The sequence below is a fragment of the Modestobacter versicolor genome (assembly GCF_014195485.1).
GTDB lineage: Bacteria > Actinomycetota > Actinomycetes > Mycobacteriales > Geodermatophilaceae > Modestobacter > Modestobacter versicolor.
Map to the genome: position 1 here is coordinate 260063 of NZ_JACIBU010000002.1, position 14752 is coordinate 274814.

Annotated in this window: 12 protein-coding genes; 2 read left to right on the top strand and 10 right to left on the bottom strand. The window is 74.9% G+C overall.

The features are described from left to right. Nucleotides 1–6 precede the first annotated feature (6 nt). Nucleotides 7–390 carry a hypothetical protein gene (locus tag FHX36_RS21240; protein WP_146251577.1) on the top strand — a complete coding sequence of 128 codons (384 nt, stop codon included), beginning with the start codon at nt 7–9 and terminating at the stop codon, nt 388–390. Nucleotides 391–393: 3 nt separating this feature from the next. On the opposite strand, the gene FHX36_RS21245 is transcribed toward FHX36_RS21240, so the two are convergent. From FHX36_RS21245 to FHX36_RS21290, 10 genes are all read right to left on the bottom strand, one after another. Then, nucleotides 394–1449 carry a methionine synthase gene (locus FHX36_RS21245; protein WP_181428749.1) on the bottom strand — a complete coding sequence of 352 codons (1056 nt, stop codon included), beginning with the start codon at nt 1447–1449 and terminating at the stop codon, nt 394–396. Between the two features lie 68 nt (nt 1450–1517). Further along, nucleotides 1518–3785: a 5'-nucleotidase C-terminal domain-containing protein gene (locus tag FHX36_RS21250; protein WP_258372694.1), complete on the bottom strand. Its 2268-nt coding sequence runs from the start codon at nt 3783–3785 to the stop codon at nt 1518–1520. 155 nt (nt 3786–3940) lie between these two features. Then, nucleotides 3941–5053 carry a tRNA 2-thiouridine(34) synthase MnmA gene (gene mnmA, locus FHX36_RS21255; protein ID WP_110552025.1) on the bottom strand — a complete coding sequence of 371 codons (1113 nt, stop codon included), beginning with the start codon at nt 5051–5053 and terminating at the stop codon, nt 3941–3943. 2 nt (nt 5054–5055) lie between these two features. After that, on the bottom strand, nt 5056–6246 hold the full coding sequence (locus FHX36_RS21260) for a cysteine desulfurase family protein (protein WP_183514338.1): 1191 nt from the start codon (nt 6244–6246) through the stop codon (nt 5056–5058). Continuing rightward, the gene (locus FHX36_RS21265; RefSeq protein ID WP_343056696.1) at nt 6243–7637 is read right to left on the bottom strand and encodes an MFS transporter; all 1395 of its coding nucleotides are present in this window, start codon (nt 7635–7637) and stop codon (nt 6243–6245) included. Before FHX36_RS21265 ends, FHX36_RS21260 begins: the two co-directional genes overlap by 4 nt. Nucleotides 7638–7787: 150 nt before the next feature. Beyond that, complete coding sequence (locus FHX36_RS21270) at nt 7788–8750, bottom strand: electron transfer flavoprotein subunit alpha/FixB family protein (RefSeq protein WP_110551827.1); 963 nt, start codon at nt 8748–8750, stop codon at nt 7788–7790. Nucleotides 8751–8781: 31 nt separating this feature from the next. Continuing rightward, entirely contained in the window at nt 8782–9561 is a 780-nt protein-coding gene (locus FHX36_RS21275) for an electron transfer flavoprotein subunit beta/FixA family protein (RefSeq protein ID WP_110551826.1), read from the bottom strand. A gap of 115 nt (nt 9562–9676) precedes the next feature. After that, the gene (gene cds1, locus FHX36_RS21280) at nt 9677–10783 is read right to left on the bottom strand and encodes an L-cysteine desulfhydrase Cds1 (protein ID WP_309147303.1); all 1107 of its coding nucleotides are present in this window, start codon (nt 10781–10783) and stop codon (nt 9677–9679) included. A gap of 49 nt (nt 10784–10832) precedes the next feature. After that, on the bottom strand, nt 10833–11618 hold the full coding sequence (locus FHX36_RS21285; RefSeq protein WP_110551825.1) for an enoyl-CoA hydratase/isomerase family protein: 786 nt from the start codon (nt 11616–11618) through the stop codon (nt 10833–10835). A 49-nt stretch (nt 11619–11667) separates the two neighbouring features. Beyond that, nucleotides 11668–12531, bottom strand: a complete 864-nt coding sequence (locus tag FHX36_RS21290) for an ABC transporter ATP-binding protein (protein ID WP_258372665.1) — start codon at nt 12529–12531, stop codon at nt 11668–11670. A 9-nt stretch (nt 12532–12540) separates the two neighbouring features. Between FHX36_RS21290 and glgX the strand changes: the two genes are divergently transcribed. Continuing rightward, nucleotides 12541–14715, top strand: coding sequence for a glycogen debranching protein GlgX (gene glgX / locus FHX36_RS21295; RefSeq protein ID WP_110551824.1), 2175 nt, complete (start codon nt 12541–12543; stop codon nt 14713–14715). Nucleotides 14716–14752 lie beyond the last annotated feature (37 nt).

Here is a 14752-nt window from a genome sequence, read left to right on the forward strand (position 1 = left end):
CGTCGGGTGGACCCGCAGCTGGAGACAGCTCTCGTGCCGGTGCTGCGCGACCTCCGCCGCACCGGGGCACCGCTGCCCGCCCGGCTCGAGGACAGCGACTGGGACCAGAGCACCGACTCCGCCACGGCGATGCTCTGGAGCGCGGGCGGCAGCGGCGTCGGGATCCGGGTGTTCCGCGATGCCTCCCTCGTCGACCAGGTCGTCGACGTGACCGACCAGGTGCAGGAGTGGGCGGTCGAGGAGCTGGCCGTCAGCGGGCGGACCGACTGGCCACCCTGCCCGAAGCACCCGGGCACGCACCCGCTCCGGGCCGAGCGGCACGACGGCGCAGCGTGGTGGGCGTGCCCGCGCGACGGGACGCCCGTCGCCGAGGTCGGCACCGTCGGCTGAGGGTCACTCCGGCAGCAGGTACCTCGCCGCCTCGCGCACGTGCGCCATGGCCGCCCGGGCGTGCGCCGGGCTCGCGCCGGCCAGACCGCAGGCCGGGGTCAGGGTGACGGCGGTGTGCAGCTGCTCGGCCGGGAAGCCCAGCTCTCGCCACCAGCCGCCCAGCCGGCTGGCGGTCGCCTTGGGGCTCGGCAGCGTGGCGTCGGTGCCCGGGACGACGCCCACGAGCAGGTGCGTGCCGGCCTCCACGGCGGTGCCGACGGCGTCCAGGTCCTGCACCGTGCCCAGGTCGAAGGAGAGCCCGGCGGCGCCCGCGGCCCGGAACAGGTCCAGCGGCGCGCGCTGGGCGCAGCAGTGCACGACCACCGGCGCGGGCACCCGGTCGACCAGCGCGGTGAGCTGCTCCTCGACGACGTGCGACTCGACCGCCGGCAGCTTGCCGAAGCCGCTGGCCGTCGGCAGTCCGCCGATCAGCACGGCCGGCACCGACGGCTCGTCGAGCTGGACGACGACCTGCGCGCCGGGCACCCGGGCGGACACGTCGGCGACGTGCGCGGCGATGCCCTCGACGAGCGACTGCGCCAGGTCGCGACGGGCGCCGGGGTCGACGACCGCCCGGTCGCCGCGGGTGCGCTCCAGCCCGGCGGCGAGCGTCCACGGGCCGGCCACCTGCAGCTTCAGCGGGCCGGTGTACCGCTCGGCGACCTCGAACAGCGCGTCGACGTCACGGGCCAGCATCTCGCGGGCCCGGCGCAGGTCGGCGCCCGGCCGGGAGACCAGCCGCCAGCCGGCCGGGGTCAGGTCGACGTAGAGGTCGACCAGCAGCGCGGCGGTGCGGCCGATCATGTCGGCCCCGGCACCGCGCCCCGGCAGCTCGGGCAGGTGCGGGAAGTCCGGCAGCTCGCCGGCCACCAGCCGCATCGCCTCGACGGGGTCGGTGCCGGGGAGCGAACCGACGCCGGAGGCCGGCCCCCAGCTGAGGGGGACTGGCCTCCGGTCGTTCTCGTCGAGCTCGCTGCCCGGCGCGCTGCGGTCGTCGGGGAGGTCGGTCGGCGGGGTCACGGTCACGACCGTAGCCCGCTCGACCGACGCTCCCCGAGACGGTCAGCGTCCCCGGCAGCGGGTGGGGCTCAGCGGCCGAGCAGCTCGGCCAGCCGCTTCAGCAGCTCCCGCCACACCGGGTCGAGGGTGAACGTGTCGCTCGCCGTCTCCCCCGTGGCGGAGCCGGTCAGCGTCACCGTGTACGTGCCGGCCGGCAGGACCACCGGCACGCGCTTGGTGACGACGACCGTGCCGTCGGCGCGGACGGTGGCCGTGCCGAGCACCGCGCCGGTGTTCAGCGTCGCGGTGACCTTCTCCCCCGGGGCGAACGCCGTCCCGGTGACCGTCAGCTTGTCGCCGCGGAACGGGGTGTCGTCGCTGATGACGGCGGCGGCGTCGCAGTTCGGGCCGACGCCCTCCGGGCCGGTGAGCCCGCTGGTGCCCGCGACCGTGCCCACCTCGGCCGGCGGCGCCGTCGTGCCGCCCAGACCGGTGGCCGGGGCCGGCGCGGTGGTGAAGGTGACCGCCGTGCCGTGGTCGGGCGCCGGCGGCGACACCGGCGAGTTCGCCTCGAAGTAGGCGACCGCGGTGTCGACGTCGACCGGGCCGGTCGCCGGGTCGGTGCCCCGGGTGAAGGCGGTGAAGCTGTCGCCGCCGCCGATCAGGAAGGAGTTCGCCGCGACCCGGTACTCGGCGGCCGGGTCGATGACCACCTCGTCCAGGGTGATCGTGGCCGGGTCGACCCGCTGCCCGTAGGGCTGGCTGAGGTCGTACTCGTAGGCGAAGCCCTGCGAGGTGCCCAGCTGCAGCCGGCTGCCCCGCGGCCCCCCGGCCTGGAACTGCTGCTCCAGCACGGCGCGGATGTCGGCACCGGTCAGCGTGACGACGTTGACGGTGTTGCCGAACGGCTGCACGTTGAACAGCTCGCTGTAGGTGACCTCACCGGCGAGGACGTCGGTCCGCAGCCCGCCCGGGTTCATGAAGGCGATGGCCGGGTCACCGAAGCTCGGGTCCTGCCGGAGCGCCTGCAGCTGCATCTCCGCGACCAGGTTGCCCAGGCTGGACTCGCCGTCCCGGACCGCCGTGAACGTTCCGTCGGGGTTGAAGAAGCCGGCCCGGCGGATGTCCGCGGTGGCCTCGCCGACCACCCGGTTGCCCGCCTCCGCGGCCTGCGCGGTCCAGAAGCCGACGATCCCGGCGATGCCGGCGTCCTCGCCGTCCCGGACCACCAGGGTGTTCGCCGCCCGGTAGTCGGCGCAGTACCGCTCGACGTCACCGGTGGTGCCGTCGATGGTGAGCCGGATGTCGGTGAACATGCGGCCGTAGTACTCGGCCTGGGTCACCAGCCGGGGCTGACCGGCCGGGTCCTCGAGCAGGCAGTTGTAGGCCTGGTGGCTGTGCGCGGTGACGATGAGGTCGACGGCCGCGGACGCGTCCTCGTTGATGCCCACCACGTCGCCGCTGAGCTGGTCGCAGCCGTTCGGGTCGGCACCGTTGGCGCCGGTGTTGTCCCCGCCCTCGTGCACCAGGGCCACGATCGCCTCGACGCCCTCGGCCTGCAGCTCGGGCACGTACCGGTTGATCGCCTCGGCCTCGTCGAGGAAGTCGACGTCGGCGATCCCACCCGGGGAGACGATGGTCGGCGTCGTGTCGGTCACGACACCGATGAAGCCGATGCGCTGGCCGCCGCCGACCTCGATGACCTCGTACGCGGGGAGCATCGGCTCCCCGGTCTCCTTCGAGACCACGTTGGCCGCGAGGTACGGGAAGTCGGTGCCGCCGAACTGCTCGCCGGTGCTGTCGGTGAAGCACCCGGTCACGCCGGGGTCCACGCCCTCGCAGGCGGTGACGTCGTCGGTCGCCTGGCCGTCGGTCGCCCCGGAGATGCGGCGCAGTTCCTCGGTGCCGCGGTCGAACTCGTGGTTGCCGACGACCGACACGTCCATGCCCATCGCGTTCACGACCTCGAGCGTGGACTCGTCGCGGAAGACGCTGGACTCGAACGGCGAGGCACCGACCACGTCGCCGAGCCCGACCAGCAGGGACGAGCTCTCGGTGCCGCCGGCGGCGACGAACGCTGCCGTCGCCTCGTCGACGGTGGCCGCGAGGGTGGCCGCGCCGCCGACCGGGACGGCGACGTCGTCGGCGGTGCCGTAGGCGCCGTCCACACCGGGCTGGATGCCCTGGCCGTCGGCACCGGTGGGCTGGTTGATCCGGCCGTGGAAGTCGTTCACGGTCATCAGCTGGACCGGGACGTCGGCGGCCGGCGCCGCCGGCTTGCCGGGACCGGCGGGGCTGGCAGAGGCCACCGCGGGCAGGCCCACGACGGCGGCTGCGGCCACCGTCAGGGCCGCCACGGAGAGGCGCGTTCGGCGCAAGGAGTCCTCCACTGGACAGGCAGGACAGACCACCCGACGGGCGGCCTGGGCATGCGGGTTCGCTAGGACAGCTCAGTAGCGGGGCGAACGACCACGGCCGTTTCGCGCTGCACAGCGAAGCTAGCTGCTGGCTGTCAGTCAGCCAAGAGCGAGCCGGAACTCGCCCGGCGCCGTTCACCTGCGCGCAACACGGCGCCCTGGCCCAGCACCCGGTCGCCCCGCTCGGCGTCCGGCGCGTAGAGCACCGCGGACTGCCCCGGGGCCACCCCGCGCTGCCGCGAGCCGAGGGCGATCCGCAGCCCGCCGTCCTCGGCCGCCGACACCTCGCACGGCACCGGGGCGCCGTGCGCGCGCAGCTGCACGGAGGCACGGAACGGCAGGTCGGGCACCGGGCCGGTCCAGCTCGGCGTGCCGGTGAGCACCTCGTCGACCTCGGCCTGCTCGGCGGTGCCGATGGTGACCGTGCGGCTGACCGGCTCGATGCCCAGCACGTACCGGGGCCGCTGGTCACCGGCGCTGACGCCCAGCCCGCGGCGCTGCCCGATCGTGAAGCCGTAGGCGCCGGCGTGCGTGCCCACGGTCGCCCCGGTGGCGGCGTCGACCACCGGCCCGGGCTGCTCGCCCAGCCGGCGGGCCAGGAAGCCGCGGGTGTCGCCGTCGGAGATGAAGCAGATGTCGTGCGAGTCGGGCTTGGTGGCCACCGCGTAGCCGCGCTCGGCGGCCAGCTCGCGCACCCGCTCCTTGGTCATCGAGCCCAGCGGGAAGACAGCGCCGGCGAGCTGGTCGGCGGTCAGCACGCCCAGCACGTAGGACTGGTCCTTGGCGGCGTCGACCGAGCGGCGCAGCTCGCCGTCGGCCAGCCGGGCGTGGTGGCCGGTGACGACGGCGTCGAAGCCGAGCGCCCGGGCCCGGTCCAGCACCGCGGAGAACTTGATCTTCTCGTTGCAGCGCAGGCACGGGTTGGGCGTGCGGCCGGCGGCGTACTCGGCCACGAAGTCCTCGACGACGTCCTCGCGGAACCGGTCGGCGAGGTCCCAGACGTAGAACGGGATGCCCAGCTCGTCGGCGACCCGGCGGGCGTCGTGCGCGTCCTCGACGCTGCAGCAGCCCCGGGCGCCGCTGCGCAGCGTCTGCCGGTCCGGCGACAGCGCCAGGTGGACGCCGGTGACGTCGTGCCCGGCCTCCACGGCCAGCGCGGCGGCGACCGCGGAGTCCACTCCCCCGCTCATCGCGGCGATCAGGCGCACGGTCAGTGCCCGCCCATGCCGGCGCGGCGGGCGCGCTCGACGACCGGGGCGATGACCTCCAGGACGGCGTCGACGTCGGCGCCGGTGGAGGTGTGGCCGAGGCTGAACCGCAGCGAGCTGCGCGCCCGGGCCGGGTCGGCGCCGGCGGCGAGCAGCACGTGGCTGGGCCGCGCCACGCCGGCGCTGCAGGCCGAGCCGGTGGAGCACTCGATGCCGCGGGCGTCGAGCAGCATCAGCAGCGCGTCGCCCTCGGCGCCGGGGAAGGACAGGTGGGCGTTGCCGGGCAGTCGCCCCGGGCCGCCGGCGACGACGTCGTCCAGGGCGGGGCCGTTGAGCTGGGCGTCGGGCACCTGCGCCACCACACCGGCCACCAGCCGGTCGCGCAGCGCGCTGACCCGCGCGGCCCGCTCGACGCGGTCGTCGACGGCGCTCCGGGTGGCGGCGGCGAGCCCGACGATCGCGGCGACGTCCAGCGTGCCCGAGCGGACGTCGCGCTCCTGGCCACCCCCGTGCAGCAGCGGGGTGCACTCGGCGTCGCGGCGCAGCAGCAGCGCGCCGGCGCCCATCGGGCCGCCGAGCTTGTGCCCGGTCATCGTCAGCGCGTCGACGCCGCTCGCGGCGAAGTCGACCGGCAGTTGGCCGATGGCCTGGACGGCGTCGGTGTGCAGCGGCACCCCGACCTCGTGGGCGACCGCCGCGAGCGCGGCCAGGTCGCTGACCGCACCGATCTCGTTGTTGGCCCACATGACGCTGGCCACCGCGACGTCGCGGCCGTCGCCGAGGGCGTCGGCGAGCGCCGCGGGGGTTATCCGGCCGCTGGGCTCGACGTGCAGCCAGGTGACCTCGGCGCCGTCGTGCTTCTCCAGCCACTCGACGCTGTCGAGCACCGCGTGGTGCTCGGCCGGGCTGGCCACGATCCGCCGGCGCCCCTGGTCGGCGGCCCGCCGGGCCCAGTACAGGCCCTTGACCGCCAGGTTGTCGCCCTCGGTGCCGCCGCCGGTGAACAGCACCTCCGAGGGCCGCGCGCCCAGGGCGGCGGCCAGCCGCTCGCGGGACTGCTCGGCCACCCGGCGGGCCTCCCGGCCGCTCGCGTGCAGCGAGGAGGCGTTGCCCACCCGGGCCAGCTGCTCGGTCATCGCCGCCAGGGCCGACGGCAGCATCGGCGTCGTCGCGGCGTGGTCCAGGTAGGTCATGGCCCCGCCAGGGTAGTCGCGTCGGCTGCGGGGCCCGGCGCCCCGACCGGTGCCGCCGCCCGGGACGCGACCAGCGCCCCGGTGACGGCGAGCGCGGTGAAGACGCCCGCCACCGCCAGCACCACGCCGCGCAGCGGCAGCAGCCCGGCGGTCGCCGCGGCCACCAGCACGCCGCTGAGCCCGATGCACAGCGCCGAGGCGGTGACGTCGGCGATGTTGAGCGCTGCGGAGTCCGCGCCCCGGCGGTGCTCGGGCGACTGCGCCAGCAGCAGCACCCCCACGCTCGGCATGCCCAGTCCCATGCCCAGTCCGGCCAGCGCCCATGTCAGGTAGGCCGGCCAACCGCCGACGCCGGGCACGGCGGTCACCGCGGTGCCGGCCAGCCCGACCGCCAGCAGCAGGAAGCCCAGCCGGAGCAGCCGCACGCGCGAGGCACCCGGGTGCCGGCCCTGCAGCTGGGAGGCGGCCGCCCAGCCCACCGCGCCGGTGGTCAGCGGGATGCCGGCCGCCGTCGGGCTGTAGCCGTGCACCGCGCCCAGGGTGAGCGGCAGCAGGGCGTCCATGCCGAAGAACGAGCCCGCCAGCAGGCCGCGGGCGGCGACGACGGTGGCCAGCCCCCGCCGGGCCCGGACCGTGCCGGCCGGCAGCAGCGGGCGGAGCCCGGCCACCAGCGCCAGCAGCCCCGCGACGGCGACCACCGCGCCGACGGGGTCCAGCCGCTGGCCGGCGACCTGCAGGGCGCCCACCCCGAGGCCGGCGAGCGCCGCCCACCAGCGCCGGGCCACCCGCGCCGGCGGCGGGTCGGCGGGGACGGCGAGACCGCGCAGCGTGGGCAGCACCAGGGCCAGCCCGGCCAGGACCAGCGGCAGCAGCCCGGTGAACACCCAGCGCCACCCCACCGACGTGGTCAGCGCGCCGGCCACCAGGGGGCCGACCAGGGCGGGCAGCACCCAGGCGGCCGCCGTCGCGCCGAACAACCGGGGCCGCAGCCCCGCCTCGTAGGCCTGCCCGATGACGACGTACAGCGCGACCGAGATCAGCCCGCCGCCGAAGCCCTGCACCGCGCGGCCGACGACGAACAGCGCCATGTCGGCCGCCACCCCGCAGGCGAGCAGGCCAGCGGCGAACACCGCCACGCCCCACAGCAGACCGGCGCGGGCACCCTGCCGGTCACCGACGTCACCGCCGACCACCATCCCGACGACCTGGGCGACCAGGAAGGCGGTGAACGGCCACCCGAACCAGGCCAGCCCGTCGAGCTCGGTGACCGCGGTGGGCATCGCCGTCGACACCGCCATCGACTCGAAGGCCACCAGGGTGACCAGCAGGAGCAGGCCGACCGTGGTCAGCCGGTGGCGGGCGTCCAGCAGCCCCGGTGCTCCGTCGTCCACACCGGCCGCAACCCGCACCCCGCGCCGTCCCTTCCCCCGTGACGCGACGAGCGCCGGCCCCCACGGGGACCGGCGCTCGCCGCAACCGTCTCCACGGCCTCGCTCAGAGGCTCACCCCGAGCCTGCGAGGGGTGAGGAGAGCGAGGTCCTTCACTTGCGGGCGGTGATCTGCTCGGTCGCGGCCGGGACGACGGTGTTCAGGTCGCCCACCACACCGAAGTCGGCGAGCTCGAAGATCGGCGCCTCCGGGTCCTTGTTGATCGCCACGATCGTCTTCGAGGTCTGCATGCCGGCCCGGTGCTGGATCGCCCCGGAGATGCCCACCGCGATGTAGAGCTGCGGGGACACCGTCTTGCCGGTCTGGCCGACCTGGAAGGAGTGCGGGTAGAAGCCGGAGTCGACGGCGGCGCGCGAGGCGCCGACGGCGGCGCCGAGGGAGTCGGCGAGCCCCTCGATGATCGAGAAGTTCTCCGCGCTGGCCACGCCGCGACCGCCGGAGACGACGATCGAGGCCTCGGTCAGCTCGGGCCGGTTGCTCTTCTGCTCGACCACGCGGTCGACCACGCGGGTGGCCTTGGCGGCGTCGGAGACGGTGACCTGCACCGTCTCCTCGGTCGCGGCGGCCGGGGCCGGCTCGGGGGTGACCGAGTTGCCGCGGAGCGTGTAGATCGGCGTCCCGACGGTGACCTGCGAGTGCACGATGGTCGCGCCGGCGAACGCCACCTGGGTGGCGGTGCCGTCGGGGGCGATCTCGGTGACGTCGGTGAGGAAGCCGCTGCCGGTCTTGATGGCCAGCCGGCCGGCGATCTCCTTGCCCTCGGGCGACGACGGGATGACGACCGCGGCCGGCTGCTTCTCGGCGACCAGCTGCGCCAGGACCTCCGCCTTCGGCGCGACCAGGTACTCGTCGACCTCGGGCGACTCGGCCACGTAGACCTTCGTCGCGCCGTACTCGGCGAGCGCGTCCTTCAGCGACGCCGCGGTGCCGGGCGCGCCGATGACGACGGCGGCGGGCTCACCGAGGGCGCGGGCGGCGGTCAGCGCCTCCAGCGTCGTCTTGCGCGGCCCACCCGCGGCGGGGTTGAGCTCGACCAGGACCAGGACCTCTGCCATGACTGCTCTGTCTCCTCTTCGCTTCGGCCGGTCAGACGATCTTCTGGGCGGCGAGGTAGCCGACGAGCTTCTCGGCGCCGTCGCCCTCGTCGGGCACCTTGACGCCCTCGCCCTTGGGCGGGCGGCCGGCGAAGTCGACGACCTTGCTGGTGGCGGTGGCCAGGCCCACGGTCGCCGGGTCGATGCCCAGGTCGGCCAGCGTCAGGGTCTGCACCGGCTTCTTCTTGGCGGCCATGATCCCCTTGAAGGAGGGGTAGCGCGGCTCGTTGATCGTGTCCCAGGTGGAGACGATCGCCGGCAGCGGCGCCTCGAGCTGCCAGTAGCCGCCGTCGGTCTGCCGCTCGACCTTCGCGACCCCGCCCTCGACGGTGAGCTTGCGCGCACCGGACAGCTGCGGGATGCCCAGCCGCTCGGCCACCAGCGCCGGCATCACCGACAGCTGCGCGTCGGTGGCCTCGGCGCCGCACAGCACCAGGTCGTACTCCAGCTGCGACAGCGCCGCGGCGATCACCGCCGAGGTCTGCACGGCGCACGAGCCGTGGATGGCCGGGTCGGAGACGTGCACGGCCTTGTCCGCGCCCATCGACAGGGCCTTGCGGATGGCGTCGGTGGCGGAGTCGGGGCCGACGGTCAGCACCGTGACCTCGCCGCCCTGCGCCTCCTTGACGGTGAGCGCCTCCTCGATGGCGTACTCGTCCATCTCGTTGATCACGTTGTCGGCGGTGGCCCGCGCGACGGTGTTGTCCGACGGGTCCAGCTTCCGCTCGCTGCCGGAGTCGGGGACCTGCTTGACCAGAACGACGATGTTCATCGTCAGACCAACCTCCGTGTCGTCTCGTGGCACGGGCGGCGCCCGCCTCGCTGCCGATCATCGAGGTTACTTCCGGGTAACACCCGGTGGGCAGGGCGGGTCCCGGTGACCCCCGTCACCCGGCTGCCGGCCACTCGCCGGTGCGGGTGAAGTGCTCGAGCGTGGCGGTGTGCGGGGCCAGGTCGAGCCCCTGCGCGGCCACCCACCCGTCGTCGTAGTACGTGCAGGCGTAGCGCTCGCCGCCGTCGCACAGGAGGGTCACCACGCTGCCGGTGCGCCCGGCGGCGAGCATCTCCGCGATGAGGGCGAAGGCACCCCACAGGTTGGTGCCGGTCGAGCCGCCGGCCCGCCGCCCGGTCACCCGCTCCAGGTGCCGCATCGCCGCGAGCGAGGCGGCGTCGGGCACGCACACCATCCGATCGACGATCGTCGGCACGAACGACGGCTCGACCCGGGGCCGGCCGATGCCCTCGATCCGGGAGCCGCGGCCGGTGGTCGCCGGGTCCGCGTCACGCCAGCCGGGGAAGAACGCCGAGCCCTCCGGGTCGACGACCGCCAGCCGGGTGGGCAGCCGGCGGTAGCGCAGGTACCGGCCGATGGTCGCGCTGGTGCCGCCGGTGCCGGCGCCGACGACGACCCACTCCGGCACCGGGTGCCGCTCGCGGGCCAGCTGGTCGAACACCGACTCGGCGATGTTGTTGTTGCCGCGCCAGTCGGTGGCCCGCTCGGCGTTGGTGAACTGGTCCAGGTAGTGCCCGCCGGTCTCGGCGGCGATCCGCCGGGCCTCGTCGTAGACGCTGCCGGCATCGGCGACCAGGTGGCAGCGCCCGCCGTGGAACTCGATCAGCGCGACCTTCTCCGCGCTGGTCGTGGCCGGCATCACCGCCACGAACGGCAGCCCGAGCATCCGGGCGAAGTAGGCCTCACTCACCGCGGTCGACCCGCTGGAGGCCTCGACCACGGTGCTGCCCTCGTGCAGCTGGCCCGAGCACAGCGCGTAGAGGAACAGCGAGCGGGCCAGCCGGTGCTTGAGGCTGCCGGTCGGGTGGGTCGACTCGTCCTTGAGGTAGAGGTCGATGCCCCACTCGGCGGGCAGCGGGTGCACGAGCAGGTGGGTGTCGGCGGAGCGGTGGGCGTCGGCCTCGACCAGCGCGACCGCGCGCTCGAGCCACGCCCGGCCGGCGAGGTCGGAACGGTCGATGTCGGAGGGGGCGGCGATCACCGGGGCATGATCCCCCACCGCCCGCGCCACCCGTGGGCCACGGCAGCCCTCAGCGACCGGAGAAGGTCGCCTTGCCCGGGCCGCTCTCCAGGAACGAGGCCATCCCGGTCTTCTGGTCCTCGGTGTCGAACAGCTCGGCGAACAGCCGGCTCTCCAGCTCCAGCCCGGCGGCCAGCGGCCCGTCCAGGCCCTCGTCGATCGCCCGCTTGGCCGCGGCCAGCGCCAGCGGCGGGCCGGCGGCGAACTTGCGGGCCATCGCGACGGCGGTCGGGTACACCTCGTCGTCCGGGACGACGGCGTCGGCGAGCCCCATCTCCAGCGCCTCCTCCGCGGCCACGTGCCGGCCGGTGAAGACCAGGTCCTTGGCCTTCGCGGGGCCGACCAGCCGGGCCAGCCGCTGGGTGCCGCCGGCGCCGGGGATGACGCCGAGCTGGATCTCCGGCTGGCCGATCCGGGCGTTGGTGCCCAGCACCCGGAAGTCCGCGCACAGCGCCAGCTCGTACCCGCCGCCCAGCGCGTAGCCGGTGACCGCGGCGATGACCGGCTTGGGGATGCGGGCGACCGCGGTGAACGACGCGGTGAGCTCGCGGCCCCAGGCGACCATGCTCGCCCCGGTCAGCTGGGACATCGCCTTGATGTCGGCGCCGGCGGCGAACACCCGCTCACCGCCGTACAGCACGACGGCGCGCACCGCGGCGTCCTCGGTGGCCTGCAGGGCGGCGGCCCGCACCTCGCGGTGCAGCTGCTCGTCGATCGCGTTCATCTTCGGGCGGTCCAGCCGGATCGTGCCGACCCCGTCCTCGACCTGCAGGGTGACGAACTCGGGCGCTGCCATGCCGGGCCTCCGTGAACTCGGGTGGGACGTCGGTGTCCGGCTGCTGACCTTAGGCGGCGCGCCGGGCGCTGAACCGGCCGCGCTCGCGCTGGACCTCCAGCGGGACGCCGAAGGCGTCGGAGAGCAGCGGTGCGGTCAGCACCTCGTCGGCCGGCCCCGCGGCCACCACCTCACCGCCGCGCAGCAGCAGCGCGTGGGTGTAGGCCGGGGGGATCTCCTCGACGTGGTGGGTGACCAGCACCTGGGCCGGGGCGTAGCGGTCGCGGGCCAGGTCGGACAGCCGGGTGACCAGGTCCTCGCGGCCGCCGAGGTCCAGCCCGGCGCCGGGCTCGTCGAGCAGCAGCAGCTCCGGGTCGGTCATCAGCGCGCGGGCGATCTGGGTGCGCTTGCGCTCGCCCTCCGACAGCGTGCCGAACGGGCGGTGGGCCATCCGGGCCACGCCCCACTGCTGCATGAGCACCGCCGCGCGGGTGAGGTCGTGGACGTCGTAGCGCTCCCGCCACCGGCCGACGACGGCGTACCCGGCGCTGACCACGATGTCGCCGACCCGCTCGCTGGGGTTGATCCGCTGGGCGAGCGCGGCGCTGGTCAGCCCGATCCGCGGGCGCAGCTCGAACACGTCGACCGCGCCGAGGGTCTCCCCCAGGATCCGGACCTCGCCCCGGGTGGGGTGCATCTGCGCCGACGCCAGCTGCAGCAGCGTCGTCTTGCCCGCGCCGTTGGGACCGAGCAGCACCCACCGCTCGTCGGGCCGGACCGTCCAGTCGACGCCGCGCAGCAGGTGCGCCTCGCCCCGGACGACGTCCACACCGCGGATCTCGACGACCGGCTCTGTCCACACGCCGCCCATCCAACCAACCCGCCGGGCGTCACGGGCGGCGGGCTGCAGGACGGCGCGCCGCCGGTCGGGCACGATGCCCGGGTGGAGTCATCGAGGAGCAGCCGGCCGGTCGAGGTGTGGCCCGGGCACGCGGCGCCGCTGGGCGCGCACTGGGACGGCACCGGCACCAACTTCGCGCTCTGGTCGGCCGGCGCGTCGGCCGTCGACCTGTGCCTGTTCGACGCCGACGGCACCGAGCACCGGGAGCGGCTGCAGGAGACGACGCACCAGGTGTGGCACGGCCGGCTGCCCGGCGTCGGCCCCGGCGAGCGCTACGGCTACCGGGTGCACGGCCCCTACGACCCGGCCTCGGGCGCCCGGTACAACCCGGCGAAGCTGCTGCTGGACCCCTACGCCCGCGCGGTCGACGGCGAGCTGGTGCTCGACGAGGCGCTGTTCGGCTGGGACCCCCGCGACCCGAGCTCCCCCGACCCGGCCGACTCGGCGCCGTTCGTGCCGCGCGGGGTGGTCATCCACGACTCGTTCCCGTGGGGCGGCGACGAGCTGCTGCGCACCCCCTGGTCGGACACCGTCATCTACGAGGTGCACGTCAAGGGCGCGACGATGCGCCACCCCGACGTCCCGCCGGCGCTGCGTGGCACCTACGCCGGGCTGGCCCACCCGGCGTTCGTCGAGCACCTGATCTCCCTCGGCGTGACCGCCGTCGAGCTGCTGCCGGTGCACCACTTCGTGAGCGAGCCACACCTGCTCCGCCGCGACCTGACCAACTACTGGGGCTACAACACGCTGGGCTACTTCGCCCCGCACGCCGCCTACAGCTCGGCCGGGTCGCGCGGCGGGCAGGTCACCGAGTTCAAGGCGATGGTCAAGGCGCTGCACGCCGCGGGCATCGAGGTGATCCTCGACGTCGTCTACAACCACACGGCCGAGGGCGACCACACCGGGCCCACGCTGTCGTTCAAGGGCATCGACAACGGCGGCTACTACCGGCTCGGCGGCGGCGACCGCTCCCGGTACACCGACTACACCGGCTGCGGGAACACCCTCGACGTCCGCCGCCCGCCGGTGCTCGCGCTGCTGATGGACTCGCTGCGGTACTGGGTCACCGAGATGCACGTCGACGGGTTCCGCTTCGACCTCGCCTCCGCCCTGGCCCGCTCCTTCCACGACGTCGACCGGCTGTCGGCGTTCTTCGACGTGGTGCACCAGGACCCGGTGGTCAGCACGGTGAAGCTGATCGCCGAGCCCTGGGACGTCGGCGAGGGCGGCTACCAGGTCGGCAACTTCCCGCCGCCGTGGACGGAGTGGAACGGCAAGTACCGCGACACCGTGCGCGACGTGTGGTCCGGCGCCAAGGTCGGCGTCCGGGACCTCGCCTACCGGCTGACCGGCTCCTCGGACCTCTACCGCTCCGACGGCCGCCGCCCGTTCGCCTCGGTCAACTTCGTCACCGCCCACGACGGCTTCACCATGGCCGACCTGGTCGCCTACGAGCGCAAGCGCAACGAGGCCAACGGCGAGGAGAACCGGGACGGCGAGAGCCACAACCGGAACTGGAACAGCGGGGTCGAGGGCCCGACCGACGACCCCGCGGTGCAGGAGCTGCGCGCCCGCCAGGTGCGCAACCACCTGGCCACGCTGCTGCTGTCCACCGGCGTCCCGATGCTCACCGCCGGCGACGAGCTGGGCCGCACCCAGGGCGGCAACAACAACGCCTACTGCCAGGACAACGAGGTCTCCTGGCTGGACTGGGCCGCGATCGACGCCGACCTGTGGACCTTCGTCTCGCGGGCGGTGGCGCTGCGCCGCAGCTCCCCCGCGCTGCGCCAGGAGGCGTTCTTCGAGGGCACCGAGATCCCCGGCACCGAGGTGCCCGGGTCCGGCCGGACCAAGGACCTGGCCTGGTTCGCCCCGGACGGCGAGCAGCTGACCAACCGCGACTGGTTCGACACCGACCTGCAGACGATCGGCATGTACCTCGACGGGCGGGGACTGAGGCACCGCGACGAGCGCGGCCGGCCGGTCGCCGGCGACTCGTGGCTGGTCTGGCTGCACGCCGGCCCGGACGCGGTGGACGTCGTCCTGCCGGGCGCCCCCTGGGGTGACGGCTACGAGCTGGTGCTGGCCACCGAGTACCCGACCGGCGCTCCGCCGCAGCCCACCGCCCTCCCGCCGGGCGCGGTGCAGCTGCCCGGCCGGTCGGTCTGGGCGATGCGCGTGCTGCGCACCCCGGTCCCCGTCCCGCACGCCGACTGAGACGACGCGACCCCCGTGCCGTCGGCACGGGGGTCGC

What these genes read in the sequence shown, in the direction of transcription:
- FHX36_RS21275 (WP_110551826.1), bottom strand. Translation starts at nt 9,561, where the DNA reads ATGAACATCGTCGTTCTGGTCAAGCAGGTCCCCGACTCCGGCAGCGAG.
- FHX36_RS21260 (WP_183514338.1), bottom strand. Translation starts at nt 6,246, where the DNA reads ATGACCTACCTGGACCACGCCGCGACGACGCCGATGCTGCCGTCGGCC.
- FHX36_RS21270 (WP_110551827.1), bottom strand. Translation starts at nt 8,750, where the DNA reads ATGGCAGAGGTCCTGGTCCTGGTCGAGCTCAACCCCGCCGCGGGTGGG.
- FHX36_RS21285 (WP_110551825.1), bottom strand. Translation starts at nt 11,618, where the DNA reads ATGGCAGCGCCCGAGTTCGTCACCCTGCAGGTCGAGGACGGGGTCGGC.